Source organism: Paenibacillus segetis, assembly GCF_014639155.1.
GTDB lineage: Bacteria > Bacillota > Bacilli > Paenibacillales > Paenibacillaceae > Fontibacillus > Fontibacillus segetis.
This window is the reverse complement of sequence record NZ_BMFT01000001.1, coordinates 861,848-878,724: the sequence shown is the minus strand read 5'-3', so window position 1 is coordinate 878,724 and position 16,877 is coordinate 861,848. Positions and strand designations below refer to the sequence as shown.

Here is a 16,877-nt window from a genome sequence, read left to right as displayed (position 1 = left end):
GTTATTTTTTAATGTCAGAAATTTCGCTTCTTATATAAATAAGTATCGTTATATTTAGCATAAAACCTATTCATATATGGTTTTTTTGTTCTCCCTCACATTAATCTAATTGACTACCCTTTAAATAACTTGTACACTATTTTACGAAAACAATTTTCGTATATAGGATAAGGCTTAACAGAATGTTCGACTCCATGATCATCCTTAATGACAAGATGATTTTAAAGTATAGATTTGTTTTGAACTCTAGGAGGGCTTGATCGTGTCGGTAAACATTAAAACCATTGCTGAAATGGCTGGAGTCTCCGTATCAACTGTCTCCAAGATTATTAACAACTACAGCGATATTTCCGAGGATACCAAAGCTAAGGTCCTTGAAATCATGAGACAAACTGGTTATGTCCCTTCGAATTCCGCGAAAACGTTGGCAACCAAGAAATCCAATCTCATTGGCGTTATTTTTGCGGGAAAGCTAAATGTCGACTTCACACATCCATTTTTTCTAGGAGTGCTTAACTCGTTCAAGAAGCATATGGGCTTCTTAGGATACGATCTCCTGTTTTTCTCCAATGAGAAATTCCACTCCGTGGATGGGGATTATGTAGCACGCTGCTTACACTTTCATGTAGATGGATGTATTATTGTTACCGGACAACAATTGGAACAATCCATTACCGAGTTAGATCTCAGCGAAATCCCATGTATCGGCGTCGATATCCACCTCAAGGGCAAAAATTCTGGTTATATTATGTCCGACAACTATAAAATGTCATACAAGGTTGTCGAACATTTTTATTTACAGGGTTACCGAGAACTGGGGTACATCGGAAGTACATTGGAATCCGATATCTCTAATATGCGTGAAACTGGTTATAAAGATGCAATTGAGAACTTTGGACTTCCACAAAACGATAATTGGTTCGTTAATGGGGATAACTTCTTTGAATCAAGCGGTTATGAAGCGATGAGTAGAATGATACAATCTGGCAGCCTTCCACGGGCCATCTTTGCAGCATCAGACCTGATTGCTATCGGGGCAATGAGAGCACTCAAAGAGAATCATTTAAGTGTACCTCAAGATGTAGCCATTATTGGCTGTGATGATATTGAGGCATGTCAATATACAAGCCCATCCATAACGACAATTAAGCAGAACAAAGACAAAATCGGTAGGTTGGCCTCGCTTATGTTATTTGACCTAATCAATAATCAATCGGAAACAGTGAATGTTGTGGTAGAACCGGAATTGGTTATTCGTGAGTCATGTGGAAGTGGTATGAATCTAGGCAGTATCTACGAGTAAACATAGTAACAATAACAAACAGGGTGTAGATCAAAATGCGATCTACACCCTGTTTGTTATACAAATATTATCTTTCTTAGTAATCCTACAAATCGTAGTAAAGACCAAATTCGTGTGGATGAACGCGAATGGCTACCGATCTAGCTTCTGCCCGTTTGAGATCAACGAAGTTATCGATGAACTCTTTCGTAAATACGCCACCTTCAGTCAAAAATTCATAATCAGACTGAAGTGCATTTAAAGCTTCATCCAGCGATCCAGGTACACTACGAATCTCTCCTTTTTCTTCATCGGAGAGCTCATAAATATTTTTATCAAACGGTCCGTATCCTTCTTTCGTTGGATCAATCTTGCGTTTGATTCCGTCTAACCCAGCCATTAGCATTGCAGAGAATGCAAGGTATGGATTAGCCGTTGAATCCGGTGTGCGGAACTCAATCCGGCAACCCTTCGGTGTCACAGCAGCAACTGGGATACGTACCGCTGCGGAACGATTTCCTTTGGAATATACCAGATTAACCGGCGCTTCGTAACCAGGAACTAACCGTTTAAACGAGTTCGTGCTGGGATTAGTGAACGCAATCAACGCAGGAGCATGATATAGAATACCCCCAATATAGTGCAGCGCAGTTTCGCTCAAATTCGCGTAAGCACCTTTTTCATAGAATAACGGCGTATCACCATCAAAGATCGATTGGTGAACGTGCATTCCACTACCATTGTCGCCAAATAACGGCTTTGGCATGAAAGTTGCTGTTTTACCAAATTGAACAGCCGTATTGTGCACGATATATTTATAAATCATTAAATTATCAGCAGTTTTAGTCAATGTATCGAAACGGAAATTAATTTCCGCTTGACCCGCAGTAGCAACTTCATGGTGATGGCGTTCTACACGGATACCCACTTCTTCTAACAATCGGCACATTTCACTACGGATATCTTGTTGCTTATCCATCGGCGCTACTGGAACATATCCACCCTTAACTGGGATTTTAAAGCCCAAGTTTCCGCCCTCTTCACTACGTCCTGTATTCCACGAAGCTTCTTCAGAGTCAACGGAATAATAAGATTTATTCATTCCACTCTCATGACGTACATCGTCAAAAATAAAGAATTCCGATTCTGGAGCAAAGAACGCTGCTGTTCCGACGCCACTTTCCTTCAAGTACTCTTCAGCACGAACCGCAATACTACGCGGGTCTCTTTCGTAACGTTCACCATCCGGTGTGAAGATATCACAAAATACGTTCAACGTTGGGTGCGCCATGAATGGGTCCACATATATTGAGCCGTGATCTGGCATCATGACCATATCGGACTCTTCAATTCCACGGAATCCAGGAATTGATGATCCGTCAAATGCAACACCGTTAATAAAAGTGTCTTCATCTACTTCTTTTGCCGGTAAGGTGATGTGATGCGCCCGTCCTGACAAATCGGCAAAACGGAAATCCACCCATTCGATTTGTTTTTCTTTAATTGTCTTCAAAACCAATTCTGCTGACATTGAAATTCCTCCCCAATCACGAACATTAATTCAAAATTAAGAGTTAACGTTCATCCTTTTCTTCAATTATGTCGTCATTATAAAACCAGAAATTTCTACCGTCAATACTCATGTCAGGTATTTTTATGCCCTATGTAAGGTATTATAACATTGAGTACAAACTTCTCTACAAATAGTATAAAAGGCCTCATAACTGCGCTTATACATAAAAATAAGCCGTCTCAAAAGTAGGTTAAACTACTTCTAAAACAGCTTATCTATTTAATATTATATAGACTCTAATAATACCTCTTGTATTATAGCGTGCTAGCAGCTTTCGGCGTATCAAAACGTTTGCCAACCAATGGTGCAAGCTTCTCCAAGTCGCGAAGTAGCGAAGCAAATTGATCCGGGAACAAGGACTGAACCCCGTCTCCTGTCATAGAATTGTCAGGATCTGTGTGCATTTCAATGATAAGTCCATCTGCACCAGCTGCTACAGATGCTTTAGTCATCGGCTCGACCAACTCACGTCTTCCTGTACCATGACTTGGGTCAGAAATGACTGGCAAATGACTGAGGCTTTGAAGCACAGGAATTGCGGAAAGATCTAATGTGTTACGGGTATATGTCTCGAATGTACGAATTCCACGTTCACACAGCATAACATTCGGGTTACCACCAGCTAAAATATATTCTGCCGCATTTAATAACTCGTCGTAGGTTGCGCTGAATCCCCGTTTCAGTAAGACCGGCTTACCACATGTTCCAAGCTTGCGCAATAAATCGAAATTCTGCATATTACGTGTTCCAATCTGCAAAATATCAGCATATTCAGCACAAACATCAACATACTCCGGTGTCATGACCTCAGTAATCGTTAGCAAATCATGTTTCTTGCCTGCTTCAGCCATCATGATGAGACCTTCAACACCAACTCCTTGGAAGCTGTAAGGACCTGTACGTGGCTTGAATGCCCCTCCCCGAAGTACTTGCCCACCAGCAGCCTTAACTAAGGCGGCAATTTCATCAATCTGTTCTGGAGATTCTACAGCACATGGACCACCCATTACTACAAGTTCCCCTCCACCAATAGAAACATTACCAATCTTGATTACGGTGTCCTCTGGGTGGAAATCACGGCTTGCCAGTTTGTAAGACTTGGATATCTTAACCACGCTCTCTACATCTTTCATCTGACGCAAATGTTCAGCAAGCTTCGGCTCGATCGCACCAATTAATCCAATCACAGTACGATCACTCCCACGCGATACGTGCGTTTGAAGTCCTTCCTTTTCAATCACTGCAATAATTTCCTGAATTCGACTCTCAGGTGTTTGATTAGAAGTTATAACGATCATCTCAATCATCCTTTCATAATTAACGGGCAAGTGCCTAATAAGTTCACTTCATTCTTTTTTATTTTGATGCTTGAACGCTTGTTCGCTTCTACGCTTTTAATTACTAAAGCAATAATACCGAAAATGACCTTAACCGTCAAGCCCTTTATTACTTTCGCTTCTACTACTTCGGGAATTACCCATAATAAAAAAATACGGCGTTATGTTTGAAATGCCAACATAACGCCGTAAATTTCATTATACTGAGGCAGTATTATTCCGCTGATTTGTTCTTCGCCGCTGCCTTGACGGGTGGTAATAGCTTCTGCATATTAACCGTACGCACGATCTCCCATGTGTCCTCATTGTTAGGATCAAATTGCTCTAAATAGGCAATGACCTCTCGGGTAATAGGCGTAGGTGTAGACGCGCCGGAAGTTACAGCAACTTTATTTATTCCCATCAACCATTCGCGATTCAATTCAGTCACATCTGCAATCCGATAAGCAGTCACTCCTGAAATCTCCTCTGACACTTGAGCTAGACGGTTAGAATTATTGCTGCGAGGATCACCCACTACAATCACTAAATCTGCTTGGCCTGCTTGTTCCGCTACAGCTTCCTGACGGACTTGTGTAGCTAAACAAATCTCATTGTGTATTTCAGCACCAGGGAATTTCTGTAGCAACTCCTTCATAATATGTTTGATGTCCCACTGACTCATCGTAGTCTGATTTGTAATAATAATTTTATCTGAATCGATACTCAGCTGCTCGATTTCTTCTTCTTTCTCAATTAAATGAACACGATCTGGAGCAACGCCAATAGCTCCCTCAGGTTCCGGATGACCACGTTTACCGATATAGATTACATCATAACCTTCGGCTACTTTCTCCTTAATGAGTACATGCGTCTTCGTCACATCTGGACATGTTGCATCAACAGTCGTTAGTCCCTTCTCCCGGGCGATTTTGCGCACCTCTGGCGATACACCATGAGCTGTGAAGATAATTGTACCGCTATCCACCTGGTTCAAGATTTCTAGACGATTTGGACCATCTAGTGTAATAATTCCCTCATCCTCGAATGAGGTGGTAACATGACTGTTATGAACGATCATGCCCAATATATAAATCGGCCTGGGCAAATCAAGATTCTTGGCGGCCTGTCTAGCAAGTACCATCGCATCGACAACGCCATAACAATAACCTCGCGGCGATATTTTAATGACTTCCATCGTTACTGATCCCCCACTTTCCTGTCTCCATAACTAAATCTACTTACGGTAGGAAACAAGTCTATTATAACTTATTCCTCCAGAGCGTCAAAGATAGCAGGAAGCCAAATTACAAACGTTGTGCCCTCACCGCGCTTCGTAACTACCTCAACCGAACCACCATGTTCATCGATAATCCATTTTGCAATCGATAGCCCAAGACCTGTTCCCTGAATGATTCCACGTGAAGGATCTGCGCGATAGAATCGTTCAAATATATGTGGAATTTCTTCACGATCCATGCCAATGCCAGTATCAGCGATCCTAATGCCGATCTGATTATCCGCTGCTACAGCGTCCAGTGTAACACTACCTTCAGGTGTATATTTGAACGCATTCTCAATGAATATGAACAGCATTTGCTGTAAGTAATCTTTATTCCCCATCACATATGCATTTTCAATTACACTCAAATCTCCTTGAAGCCATAATACCTTACGAGGTAGAAATTGAGCGCGTCTTACAACTTCCTCCACTAGCGGTGGGAGAGGGAGAACATCCTTAATTAACGTATGTCCAGCATCAGCTCGCGCTAACGATAACATGTCGTTCACCAGTCGGCTCATCCGTTCAGATTCATCTGCAATATCACTCATGGCCTCCAGCGAAATATTTCGTAAATCCTCTTCATCTAAAGCGACCTTTCCTTCTTTCTCCTGCGTCCACATTTTTTTCAAAAGATCGACATTTCCGCGGATCGTAGTAAGCGGAGTCCGTAGTTCATGTGAAGCATCCGAGACAAAGCGTCGCTGAGTCGCATAAGCATCATCCAGTTCTTTATAGAACCCCTCTGTACGCTCCAGCATGTTGTTAACCGTACCAATGAGTTGGCCTATCTCATCGTTTGGACCCGAATAATCAATACGCACGCTGAGGTCATTTCCTGTCTGAATCCCATTAGCGGCTTCGATCACTTTGCCGATTGGTGCCATTGATTTTCGTGCAAGGAACAATCCTAAGGTACTCGCAATCACAATCGAAATAATCGAACCCCAGATTAATACAATCTTCATTTGACCCATTAATCGATATTCTGCATTGGTATCGGCTGCAAGCTGCAGCAATCCTACAATAGCATTCTTATTTTCTAGATAAATGGCACGTTCATACAACATATAAGAATTACCGTTAATGGTCACATTTTGAAAGTTACCTTTCGTACTTAATTCTTCAATATTAGGAACCGGGAATACCATATCTCGGTCAACCATTCCTTGAGAGGTCTCTATGGAGCCTTTCACATAATTATTGAGTTGCCAAAATATACGAGCATCTTCTAATCGGATCCTTCGACTCCGCTCCATCTTCAAATCTAATCCCTGGGATAAACCCACCGCGTTTTCACTAGCAATCAGAGCTCCCTGTTCTTCGACTCGATTCTTCACTTCTTGAAAAGTGTTATAGTAAACAAGCCAATATATCGAAGCTCCAAACAGAATTAGCATGACGACCAATATGCTAGTATACCAAGCGGTTAGCCGCAGTCTAATTGACATCTTAAGAGTCTCCTCTCAGAATGTAACCGGCGCCACGAATCGTCTGTATGATACGTTTGCCGCCATACTCCTCCGTTTTTTGTCTCAGCATAGCAATATATACTTCAAGCACATTGGACTCACCACTATAATCATAACCCCAAATTTTGTCCATCAATAAATCTCTAGTTAGTAGTCGCTTAGGATTCTGCATAAAAAGATATAGTAAATCAAATTCCTTTGCCGTAAGCTCTAGACGTTGTCCTGCTCTTACAACTTCACGAGAATCAAGATCAAGTACAATATCTTCAAAAGTAAGCCTATGCCCCTCTGCTTCCCCTACGGATTCTTTGCGTCGTAATAATGCGCGTACCCTTGCTAACAATTCCTCAAGCGCAAAAGGCTTGACCAAATAATCGTCAGCTCCCAAATCCAGCCCTTTCACACGATTCTCTACTTCGTCCTTGGCTGTTAGCATCAATACCGGGGTTGTACTGCCGCCTTCACGTAGTCTACGAATCACTTCAAAACCGTCGATCATCGGCATCATCACATCCAAGATAATCAAATCTGGATCGACAGACAACACCTTTGACAGTCCTTCCGTCCCATTGTTCGCTGTATGTACACCATACCCTTCAAATGCTAAACCTCTTCTTAACATCGAAGTGATTTTCTCATCATCATCAATTACTAATATTTCGAATCTCATCGTAACCTCTCCTTTTATAAGGCGACGACGATGTTGCTACAGCTCGCCTACACCTTCAGTATCCCTATTTTATCAAAAAAATAACTATATACGAACAAAAGACGGAAGGACATATAGCCCTGCCGTCTCTCGTTACACTACAGGCCGAACAATCACATTATTCCAAATTGGAAAAATCGTTCTTGTCACCAATGGTCACTTTTAGGTCGATCGTTTTACCATCACGTACCACATTAAAAGTTACATCTGTGCCAACCGTTTGTTTCTGGATATACGCAATCAAATCTTCTTTTGTCGCATACTTTTTACCATCTGCCCCTGTGATAATATCGTAAGGACGAAGATCGGCATTATAAGCAGGCGATTTGTAAATAATATTCGAAACTACTGAACCTTCTTGAATATCCGTACCCATTTGTTTGGCAACTTCACTTGTCATCGTCATTAAAGTTGCACCGATGAAAGGTGCTGGTGCTTTCGGAATTTTTTCATTATTTTTTAGTTTATCTAGTACTTCAGAAATTGTAGAGGTTGGAATAGCAAAACCAATACCTTGAGAGTCAGAGCTTACGGCTACATTGATACCGACAACTTCACCTTTCAAGTTAAGAAGTGGACCACCCGAGTTACCTGGGTTAATGGAAGCATCCGTTTGGAGCAAATGCTCATACTGCCGATCGGCTTCTCCATTCTCACCAGCGATCGTAATGCCTCCACGTTCCTTGGCGCTAAGCACACCTGCAGTTACAGTATGGTCAAATCCTTGTGGATTACCAATAGCCACCAACCATTCACCTACAACCGTGTTATCAGAATCGCCCATTGGGATGGAAGGGAAATTATCGCCTTCTATCTTAAGCACAGCTAAGTCAAGTTCATAACTAGTACCAAGCACCTTAGCTTCATAAGGTTTCTCCGTATCTTGTAACGTTACTTGAACAACGTCAGCATCGTGAACCACATGCTCATTCGTTAGAATATATCCGTCTTTCTCAAAGATAAAACCGGATCCAATGCCCGTAGGAACTAACTGATCGGAGTTCCCAGAAGAACTTCCACCGTTTTGGTTGCTATCACCGTTACCGGAGGAATCATCCCCGAAGAAATAACGATAGAACGGATCACTGTTGTAAGCATTGTTTCTACTTTGTTTACTTGATTTAACTAGTGTTTCAATTTTGACAACAGCAGCTCCCGCTTTGTTCACCACGGCCGTCACATCGCCAGGATTTGTCATAGCAAATGAAGCCGTTGAAGCCGTTGAGTTGGATTCATTGCTCTTTGCTCCTGAAGTCGATACCGGTATAGCTGCTGACTTATTCCCAGTAAATAAGTTCTGAGTGTCGGCATATACCATTCCACCTAGTAGAATCAACATACCCGCCAATCCTCCAGCGATGACACTCTTGAAGGAGATTTTCTTAGGTGGCTTATTATACTGCCAATTTCCATTTCCTTTTCCTGGCGGTGTTCCGCCGCCTCCGTTCGATCCCCTAAGTCCATCTGAAGAAGGACGAATGTCATAGGATGACGGAATCGGTTTAACCGGTTGTGGTCTAGTCACTTCAACCTCTTCCGGTTGACGACGCTCGTTAGAAGGATATTCTTCACGTGATTCCTCACGATCTTTACCATAGGATTGGTAAGGTCCGTAGGAATAATAGTATGAAGAGTCAGACTCGGGTGTTTCCTGCGGCTTGTTATTGTTATCTCCATTCATTCCCCAAGTTGGGTCAGGTTTGTTTTTGTTATCATCCATAGTGATTATACCTCCTTCCCCTGTTGTTCAGGGGGTGTTGTTTATATGTTCTTATTCTGTACTATAAACCTTAAGCGTACCTTAAAAACAATTAAAAAGGAGATAAAAGCCTATCTATTCTTTTTAAAATATATGTTTAGTTTACGTACGAGAGACCCAACCTTGCCGATGAGCATAAATTGCGAGTTGTGTACGATCCTCAAGCTCACACTTCATCAGTAGGTTGCTGACATGCGTCTTGACTGTTTTGATACTAATATGTAATTCTTCCGCAATATCTTTGTTGCTCTTTCCTTCTGCGATCAAAAGGAGAACTTCCTTCTCGCGCCCTGTCATGCCAGAGTCATCGTCTTGAACAGATCTTTGTCTAAGTCCTCTCGTTAGAGCTTGAGCAACATCACCTGTCATCACAGGCATTCCCCTATTTGCCCCTTGCAATGCATAAATAAGCTCCTCAGCAGATACCGTTTTCAGCACATAACTAACAGCACCCGCCTCGATAGCCTGTACGACAAGGTCATCTTCAAGGAAACTAGTAAGAATAACTATTTTTAATCCAGGGTAACGGTTCAAAACTTCTTTTGTAGCTTCAGCGCCATTCATTATCGGCATCATCAGATCCATTAAAATGATGTCAGGTAGTCCTTCTGGGGCCATTTGGTTCAGTACTTCCACAACTTCCTTACCATCAGTGGCTTCGGCTATCACCTCAAACCCTGGATCTAACATCAAATATGTCTTAAGGCCCATTCGTACCATATCATGGTCGTCTACGATCATGACCTTGATCTTCTCACTCATCCTCTTCTTCTCCCCTTTTACCTTCCTCAAACTTCGGTATATGCACACGAATCGTTGTTCCTGCACCTGGCTTACTAATAATCTCAACATGTCCCCCGAGCTTCTCGGCGCGTTCCCTCATCGTCGTTAATCCATATGAGCCTTGTTTTTGATATGAGCTACTAAAGCCTTGTCCGTCATCACTTATACTTAAAACAACTTGACGTGGGCCTTCTCGAAGTGACAAGCTGACAAGCTTAGCCCCCGCATGTTTAACGATATTAGCCATCGCTTCTTGTGTTATCAGAAATAATTGATGCTCCTTAGCTTCAGACATGTCTCCCTGAAGATCCATATCCTTCATACCTTTCAAACCATTCTGTCTGCAATAATCTGGGAACCATTGATCTAATGCTTCCGCTAATGTCTTGCCAACAAGCTCCATCGGGCGAAGTTGGGCAATCAAGGCGCGCATCTGCCTCTGTGCTGAATTCGACATTTGGATTAACTGATCCAGTACGGTTTTTGCGTGTTCTTCATTAGTCTCCAATACCTTAGGTAATGAGGACGCTGCCATATGAATGGCGAACAATTGCTGACTCACCGTATCATGTAGATCACGAGCCAGCCGTCGTCTCTCCTCTAGAACAGCTAATTCTGCCGCTTGTTCCTTCTCTACTACTTCTTGCTCACCAAGCTGCTGCAGTAATTGCATTTTCTTCTCAACCGTAATGGTCATATTGTTAAACTCCTGATACACACTAGCAAAAGATTGATCCACGGTATCAGGCATTCTTACTGATAGATTACCCTTAGCCACTTGGAGCATATTTAAATGGAGTAGATCAATACGTCGTTGAATACGTTGTCCTGCGATATAACCAATTATAAGCGTCAAAACGACGCTCCCTGCGATACCGTAAATCCACACCCGGGCATCGTTTACCACAATGACCCCGGATGTAGAACCGATATACAAGGTGACCGCCGTTATACTGCCTGTCAGCAGAAAATAAAACAGTAGTTCCCACTTGGTATTTTTTAAAATACGTTGCACCATCATAATATCAACCTACCATATTTACTTTAACGTCACCGATAAAGACGCTGACAATTAATTTTACTTTCTTGCCTGCTTCTCCATAATAAGGAGATTGAGCTTGAACACTGCTCATAAAACCACCTTGATTCTGTGTGAGCACTTTCAAATCCCCAATAAAAGCACTTGAAGTCACGGTAATACCGATATCCATGTCATCTGGGATAAATACTTTCACATCACCGATAAAAGCAGATACATTAATTTTAGTCTCGCCATAAGGAATTTGCGCTTTCGTCAAATCAATAATCGTATCACCGATAAAATGAGAAATGTTCGTCGGTTGAAGTTGGAAATACTCTTGACCGAAGTGGACATCACCGATAAATCCTGATTTATTAAGCACATCGACTTTGCCTGTTGATGCGCCTCCCATTCCATAATAATCTTGCTTGAATTTATCTTGGTTCGACTTCTCCTGCTTCTTAGATTCTTCCTTGCCTACATCACCAAAAATGGAGTCTAAAGGTGATTCCATCTCTGTGATCGGTGGCACCGGAGGATTCATCGGAGCTGGAGGTGGAAACTCAACATTCCAGTTATTATTTCTATCACGATGACGGTTATGACGGTCGCGGTGACGCTCTTCCCGACGTTCTTCTCGACGTTCACGTCGATGTGAACGAGGTTTGAATAGAACATGTAGACCACCAATGATCAGCATAACTGGGAAGAAATATTTAAAGAACTCTCCTGGTGAAACCACGACATAGCCGGTATTTCTACTCAAAAAGTAAACACCGATAATGATCAATATTGCACTACCGATCAAATTGGATCCTCCGCGTTGTCCATTAAATAAATGAGAAAGTCCACCTAATATTAAAAATACGGGCCAATAGGTCGAAAATAAATATCCAATACTAATATCAGTGATTCCCATTTGATTAAGCAAGAACAATGCACCGATACCGATCAGTACCATCCCACCAAAAAATCTGCCGTCCCTCATCTCAAATCCCTCCATTATTGCAGCACAATCTTTATTAATTACAGTTTATATCATTATAATATGGGATAACAGCGCCGAGAGATTGAATCTTCCTCCGTCTGCAGACTGAGTCTACTACTAGATTTTAACAAAAATAAGAACAACAAGAAAGAGCGCCTCTAAAGGCGCTCTAATAAATATGTGGAATTAATTTTGTTTTTGGGAGCCTTGATTAGAGACAGCATTACGGGAAGCTTTCGCTTTCTGTGCTATCGTTGAATTATTCTCTTCAGCGAATTCAGCGTTAAACTTCTCATTTGGTGTTTTGTATTCAGGAGAAGCCGCTTTTTTATTGTTTTGATTCGGCATATATTTCACCTCCATTTGCATAATACGGTGATTCCTGTCAAGGTCCAATGATGACGTCAGGAAACACTTCATTGAGTATTATGTCGATTAATGAAGAAAAATATGCAGACTACAGCATTAGATGACATTGTTCCATAAATTCTCTGGTATCTCCTCACTAACTTCCATCGCGTTACCTAGTTCTTTTAGCATAGCCTCTGTCAGCTTGCCGTTCCCTTTACGTATGACTTGCACTTCAACTTCTTTCTTACCCCATTCCTTGAATACCTGTTTGGTAGTTTTGAAGTACAGATCGATCTTCTTACCCTTTATGGCCGACCCCTTATCCGCAACTACCCCATAGCCGTATCCTGGGATATAAAGAATTGTCCCCAATGGGAATACCTTCAAATCAGCCGCAATAGTTGAAACGGTATTCTTGTCTCTGCGGACCTTAACTCCCGAATAAGTAATCCCGTATTGAGGATGGCTAGGTCTTTTACCAGTCGATTCATAACCTGCCGTGTATCCAGTAGCCATTACTTTTACTGTCTTGACCACTTTCTTCTCCGCTTTTGGCTCCTCTTTGGTAGTTATCGGTGGAATGACGTTCGCCTCTTGACGTTCTGCAGGCATAAAGACCATCCGCTCTGGTTTTCCTAAGACCCACTTAGATTTGAGCCATATTCCAGGTTCGATATAACCAGAGTAAGCATTTATGGATGGATTGTTATTTGCTTGTATTGGGTTGTCCGAAGTTAACAGAGTAATCACCAGAATCGTTAAGAGTGATCCTACTCCGATTCTGTACCACATAACAAATTGACGCATATGAAAATCTCCCCCTTAGTACGAAGGATTTCCATATGCGTCAAATTTCATACATTATGATTGCAACGCTACGCGCGCCATTTGATCTTTCGATCGCTGTTGTAGTTGGATTGTCTCATTTTTATAACACCTTACAGGGTTACAATCCAACTACAAAGGCGAACGCGTCCGCTTCTCCAGATTCAAGTGGCCCGCTCTGCTGATGTCAACTTAACTTAGATCGTGTGGTTAGAAATTTCGTCACGAAGCATGGAGATTACTTCATCAAGTGATTTAGCGCCAAGATCTCCTTCTCCACGTTTACGAATGGAGACACTGCCACTGCTTTGCTCGCTCTCACCAACAACGAACATGTAAGGTAGCTTCTCCAATTGAGCTTCACGAATCTTATATCCAAGCTTTTCGTTGCGCAGATCACTCTCTGCACGGACTCCCGCCGCTTGAAGCTTCTCTTGAACCTCACGAGCATAACCTTCAAACGCAACCGAAACCGGAATTACTTTTGCCTGAACTGGCGCTAACCATAGAGGCAGGTTGCCCGCGAAGTTCTCAAGTAAGAATGCCGAGAAACGTTCCATCGTTCCAAGTATTCCCCGGTGCAATACGACTGGACGATGTTTAGCACCGTCATCGCCAACGTATTCCAGCTCGAAACGTTCTGGTAGCAAGAAGTCGATCTGTACAGTCGAAAGGGTTTCTTCCTTACCTAGAGCTGTTTTGATCTGTACGTCAAGCTTAGGTCCGTAGAAAGCTGCTTCACCCTCAGCCTCAAAGAACGGTAATCCAGCTTCTTCCACAACCTCACGCAACATCCGTTGCGCTGTATCCCACATCTCATCATTCGCGAAATATTTCTCTGTGTCCTTCGGATCACGATAAGATAGACGGAAGCGGTACTCGTTAATACCAAAATCGCTATATACCTGTTTGATCAAATCGAGTACGCGAGTAAATTCACCTTTGATCTGATCCAAACGACAGAAAATATGAGCATCATTCAGAGTCATCGCACGAACACGGTGTAAGCCTGTCAATGCACCTGACATTTCATAACGGTGCTGCATACCCAGCTCAGCAATACGGATCGGAAGATCCCGGTAGCTCCGCATATCACTCTTGTATACCATCATATGGTGAGGGCAGTTCATTGGACGAAGAACTAACTCCTCGTTATCAAGAACCATTTTCGGGAACATATCTTCTTGGTAGTGCTCCCAGTGACCCGATGTTTTGTACAATTCAACATTACCCAATACTGGTGTATATACATGCTGATATCCCAACCGTTCTTCCATATCAACAATGTAACGTTCTAGTGTACGACGTAGGGTAGCACCCTTAGGAAGCCAAATCGGCAATCCTTGTCCCACAAGATTAGAGAACGTGAAGATATTCAGCTCTTTACCTAGTTTACGGTGATCCCGTTTCTTAGCTTCCTCGAGCAAATGCAGATGCTCATCCAGCTCAGCTTTTTTGGCAAAAGCCGTACCGTAAATACGCTGCAACATTACATTGTCGCTATTACCGCGCCAGTAAGCACCAGCAACGCTTAGCAACTTAAATACTTTGATCTTACCTGTAGATGGTACATGCGGTCCGCGACATAGGTCAAAGAATTCGCCTTGATCGTAAATGGAAATGATGCTGTCTTCAGGAAGATCGTTAATCAATTCCAGTTTGTATTGGTCACCAAGCTCCGTAAAAATGGCGAGAGCTTCTGCACGGCTCACGTTTCTGCGTGTAATCGGTAAATTCTCGCCGATGATACGCTCCATTTCTTTCTCGATTTTTTGCAAATCTTCAGGATTAAGTGGATGTTCCAAATTCATATCGTAATAGAAACCATCTTCGATAACCGGACCGATGCCGAGTTTAACTTCTTTATTGCCATATAGTCTTTTCACTGCTTGCGCGAGCAAGTGAGCGCAACTATGACGCATCATTTCCAAACCATCTTTAGAATCAAGCGTAATTAACTCAACGGACGCGCCATCCTCAAGTTTAGTATTCAGGTCAACTGTGACCCCATTTATTTTTCCGCCTACTGCATTTTTGCGTAACCCGCTACTAATCGATGCTGCTACATCCTCCAAAGTACTACCTTCAGCATACTCCCGGACCGAACCGTCCGGTAATGAAATTGATACTGCCACCATGTTTTCCTCCCTAAAATAAGTTCTACTTGTTGGAAGCGGATAATACAAAAAGCCCGTCCCGGAAAGGGACGAGCGTTATATACCCGTGGTTCCACCCTCATTCGGCTCCTCCGCTAATCACGGATAAGCCCTTATTCGGCATTGTGTAACGGCAATGACCCGGCATTCCTTAATACCATTCAGGACTAGATAACAGTTCCGTCCGAGTTCAGGAAAGCAGCTACAAAGTGGTAGACCAATACCGAAGCTGAAGGGACTTCCAGCCAGAAACGTTCCCTCTCTCTGTACAGTTCAATGTCAATGGTCCATATCTTTATCAACGCTTTTCATATTTGTGCAAAAATTCATTCTGCATGTAATTATAATCGTATCGCATTCTACCGTCAAGAAAAGCTGTCATAAGTGATGGGCACCTGACAGCTTTATCTATATCGCTTTAATCACTGTGTCTGGCTCCTTGATGTAATAAATTACAGTGTGGACAAAGTAAACAAAGTTCAACTCGCTCGCCAAAAATACGCCGGATGGTGGAGATAATGACGACCTCCGGATCGCGGGTATGAATCACTATACGGCTAGGGGATAGCGAAATTAATGTGCTTACGACAATATCCTCCAGCTCAAGCTCCTGATCAGCTATTCTTGCCACCACTCCACTAACAGAGGAAACACTTACCGATGAGAAGTCTTGGTTCAGAACACTGAATTCATTACCGCGTATATGCATTAAATGAACTAAAGGTGTCAGAGGTTCCTGGAAGTACACGAAATATTGGAGCAACCCTATAAACTCCTCGTACTGCTTATCAAGTAAATATTCATCAACAGCAAAATCTACAATTTCCTTCAGCTTCGCTCTATATTCCTTTAAGCGAAAAGTGATAAATCCATCTATATGGAGGGACTTATTCTCCAGCAAGAATAAGTAACAGGACTCCGTCAGCCCTGTCATTCGCAGCCTTCTGGCTTCAACGCTATCCTGTTCTGTTCCGAGCAGTTTGCAGCTTAGTTCCTTAACGGCCTTCGATTGTTCAGGAGAGGACAAGGAATATTCCGATGCGATGATCTCCGAGACGATCCCCTCTTCCTTGACCTCCACGATGTAGTTAGCAAGCGCCTCTGCTAGTCGTTGCACCAGCTTATTGGGCCAGTCATTCCCATAGGTATCCCATGTGTCATGAACACTTAGCAAGACCTTGACCATCTTCCCATCCAGCTGGGTAGTAAGTTCCGTCCTTGCTTTATCCTTATATAAACCATTTAACGCTTCTTCAATGTATCCGGGTAACAGATCTCCCGACTCTGCGGAATCCAATTTTGCACATATCATAAAAAAATCCATGCACTCGCCCCCTTCCACTTCCTCCTCCAAAGTATA

The 16,877-nt window shown here is 42.5% G+C and carries 16 protein-coding genes; 2 read left to right on the top strand and 14 right to left on the bottom strand.

Annotated elements, in window-relative coordinates; translation table 11 throughout:
- Positions 1-292 precede the first annotated feature (292 nt).
- Entirely contained in the window at positions 293-1,303 is a 1,011-nt protein-coding gene (locus IEW05_RS03800) for a LacI family DNA-binding transcriptional regulator (protein WP_229753410.1), read from the top strand.
- Between the two features lie 85 nt (positions 1,304-1,388).
- Here IEW05_RS03800 and glnA read toward each other — a convergent pair whose 3' ends face one another.
- The 11 genes from glnA to IEW05_RS03745 form a co-directional block, all read right to left on the bottom strand.
- Positions 1,389-2,813: a type I glutamate--ammonia ligase gene (gene glnA / locus IEW05_RS03795; protein WP_188535981.1), complete on the bottom strand. Its 1,425-nt coding sequence runs from the start codon at positions 2,811-2,813 to the stop codon at positions 1,389-1,391.
- Between the two features lie 296 nt (positions 2,814-3,109).
- Positions 3,110-4,153 carry a 3-deoxy-7-phosphoheptulonate synthase gene (gene aroF, locus IEW05_RS03790; RefSeq protein WP_188535979.1) on the bottom strand — a complete coding sequence of 348 codons (1,044 nt, stop codon included), beginning with the start codon at positions 4,151-4,153 and terminating at the stop codon, positions 3,110-3,112.
- A gap of 253 nt (positions 4,154-4,406) precedes the next feature.
- Positions 4,407-5,369 (bottom strand): 4-hydroxy-3-methylbut-2-enyl diphosphate reductase, encoded by a 963-nt coding sequence (locus IEW05_RS03785; protein WP_188535977.1) that lies wholly within the window; start codon positions 5,367-5,369, stop codon positions 4,407-4,409.
- 71 nt (positions 5,370-5,440) lie between these two features.
- On the bottom strand, positions 5,441-6,904 hold the full coding sequence (locus IEW05_RS03780; protein ID WP_188535974.1) for a sensor histidine kinase: 1,464 nt from the start codon (positions 6,902-6,904) through the stop codon (positions 5,441-5,443).
- A gap of 1 nt (position 6,905) precedes the next feature.
- The gene (locus tag IEW05_RS03775) at positions 6,906-7,595 is read right to left on the bottom strand and encodes a response regulator transcription factor (protein WP_188535972.1); all 690 of its coding nucleotides are present in this window, start codon (positions 7,593-7,595) and stop codon (positions 6,906-6,908) included.
- A 157-nt stretch (positions 7,596-7,752) separates the two neighbouring features.
- Positions 7,753-9,354: a S1C family serine protease gene (locus IEW05_RS03770; RefSeq protein WP_188535970.1), complete on the bottom strand. Its 1,602-nt coding sequence runs from the start codon at positions 9,352-9,354 to the stop codon at positions 7,753-7,755.
- 141 nt (positions 9,355-9,495) lie between these two features.
- Positions 9,496-10,155 (bottom strand): response regulator, encoded by a 660-nt coding sequence (locus tag IEW05_RS03765; protein WP_188535968.1) that lies wholly within the window; start codon positions 10,153-10,155, stop codon positions 9,496-9,498.
- Positions 10,148-11,197, bottom strand: coding sequence for a sensor histidine kinase (locus IEW05_RS03760; protein ID WP_188535966.1), 1,050 nt, complete (start codon positions 11,195-11,197; stop codon positions 10,148-10,150). The genes IEW05_RS03765 and IEW05_RS03760 overlap by 8 nt, the downstream gene beginning before the upstream one ends.
- 4 nt (positions 11,198-11,201) lie before the next feature.
- The gene (liaF, locus tag IEW05_RS03755; protein WP_188535964.1) at positions 11,202-12,185 is read right to left on the bottom strand and encodes a cell wall-active antibiotics response protein LiaF; all 984 of its coding nucleotides are present in this window, start codon (positions 12,183-12,185) and stop codon (positions 11,202-11,204) included.
- Between the two features lie 186 nt (positions 12,186-12,371).
- Positions 12,372-12,533, bottom strand: a complete 162-nt coding sequence (locus IEW05_RS03750) for a hypothetical protein (protein WP_188535962.1) — start codon at positions 12,531-12,533, stop codon at positions 12,372-12,374.
- A gap of 117 nt (positions 12,534-12,650) precedes the next feature.
- Positions 12,651-13,343 carry a 3D domain-containing protein gene (locus IEW05_RS03745; protein ID WP_188535960.1) on the bottom strand — a complete coding sequence of 231 codons (693 nt, stop codon included), beginning with the start codon at positions 13,341-13,343 and terminating at the stop codon, positions 12,651-12,653.
- A gap of 35 nt (positions 13,344-13,378) precedes the next feature.
- Here IEW05_RS03745 and IEW05_RS03740 point away from each other — a divergent pair, with 35 nt between their 5' ends.
- Entirely contained in the window at positions 13,379-13,546 is a 168-nt protein-coding gene (locus tag IEW05_RS03740) for a hypothetical protein (protein ID WP_188535958.1), read from the top strand.
- A 12-nt stretch (positions 13,547-13,558) separates the two neighbouring features.
- Here the strand turns inward: IEW05_RS03740 and thrS are convergent, their stop codons facing one another.
- The 3 genes from thrS to IEW05_RS03730 all read right to left on the bottom strand — a co-directional run bounded on the left by thrS (position 13,559) and on the right by IEW05_RS03730 (position 16,841).
- Positions 13,559-15,496 (bottom strand): threonine--tRNA ligase, encoded by a 1,938-nt coding sequence (thrS, locus tag IEW05_RS03735; RefSeq protein ID WP_188540712.1) that lies wholly within the window; start codon positions 15,494-15,496, stop codon positions 13,559-13,561.
- Positions 15,497-15,684: 188 nt separating this feature from the next.
- Positions 15,685-15,819: a hypothetical protein gene (locus tag IEW05_RS25890; RefSeq protein WP_268238720.1), complete on the bottom strand. Its 135-nt coding sequence runs from the start codon at positions 15,817-15,819 to the stop codon at positions 15,685-15,687.
- A 116-nt stretch (positions 15,820-15,935) separates the two neighbouring features.
- Positions 15,936-16,841, bottom strand: coding sequence for a putative sporulation protein YtxC (locus IEW05_RS03730; protein WP_188535956.1), 906 nt, complete (start codon positions 16,839-16,841; stop codon positions 15,936-15,938).
- Positions 16,842-16,877: the final 36 nt, after the last annotated feature.

Excerpts from the sequence above, each read along its gene's own strand:
- IEW05_RS03800 (WP_229753410.1), top strand. The coding sequence starts at position 293 with ATGGCTGGAGTCTCCGTATCAACTGTCTCCAAGATTATTAACAACTAC.
- glnA (WP_188535981.1), bottom strand. The coding sequence starts at position 2,813 with ATGTCAGCAGAATTGGTTTTGAAGACAATTAAAGAAAAACAAATCGAA.
- aroF (WP_188535979.1), bottom strand. The coding sequence starts at position 4,153 with ATGATCGTTATAACTTCTAATCAAACACCTGAGAGTCGAATTCAGGAA.
- IEW05_RS03785 (WP_188535977.1), bottom strand. The coding sequence starts at position 5,369 with ATGGAAGTCATTAAAATATCGCCGCGAGGTTATTGTTATGGCGTTGTC.
- IEW05_RS03780 (WP_188535974.1), bottom strand. The coding sequence starts at position 6,904 with ATGTCAATTAGACTGCGGCTAACCGCTTGGTATACTAGCATATTGGTC.
- IEW05_RS03775 (WP_188535972.1), bottom strand. The coding sequence starts at position 7,595 with ATGAGATTCGAAATATTAGTAATTGATGATGATGAGAAAATCACTTCG.
- IEW05_RS03770 (WP_188535970.1), bottom strand. The coding sequence starts at position 9,354 with ATGGATGATAACAAAAACAAACCTGACCCAACTTGGGGAATGAATGGA.
- IEW05_RS03765 (WP_188535968.1), bottom strand. The coding sequence starts at position 10,155 with ATGAGTGAGAAGATCAAGGTCATGATCGTAGACGACCATGATATGGTA.
- IEW05_RS03760 (WP_188535966.1), bottom strand. The coding sequence starts at position 11,197 with ATGATGGTGCAACGTATTTTAAAAAATACCAAGTGGGAACTACTGTTT.
- liaF (WP_188535964.1), bottom strand. The coding sequence starts at position 12,185 with ATGAGGGACGGCAGATTTTTTGGTGGGATGGTACTGATCGGTATCGGT.
- IEW05_RS03750 (WP_188535962.1), bottom strand. The coding sequence starts at position 12,533 with ATGCCGAATCAAAACAATAAAAAAGCGGCTTCTCCTGAATACAAAACA.
- IEW05_RS03745 (WP_188535960.1), bottom strand. The coding sequence starts at position 13,343 with ATGCGTCAATTTGTTATGTGGTACAGAATCGGAGTAGGATCACTCTTA.
- IEW05_RS03740 (WP_188535958.1), top strand. The coding sequence starts at position 13,379 with ATGCGTCAAATTTCATACATTATGATTGCAACGCTACGCGCGCCATTT.
- IEW05_RS03730 (WP_188535956.1), bottom strand. The coding sequence starts at position 16,841 with ATGGATTTTTTTATGATATGTGCAAAATTGGATTCCGCAGAGTCGGGA.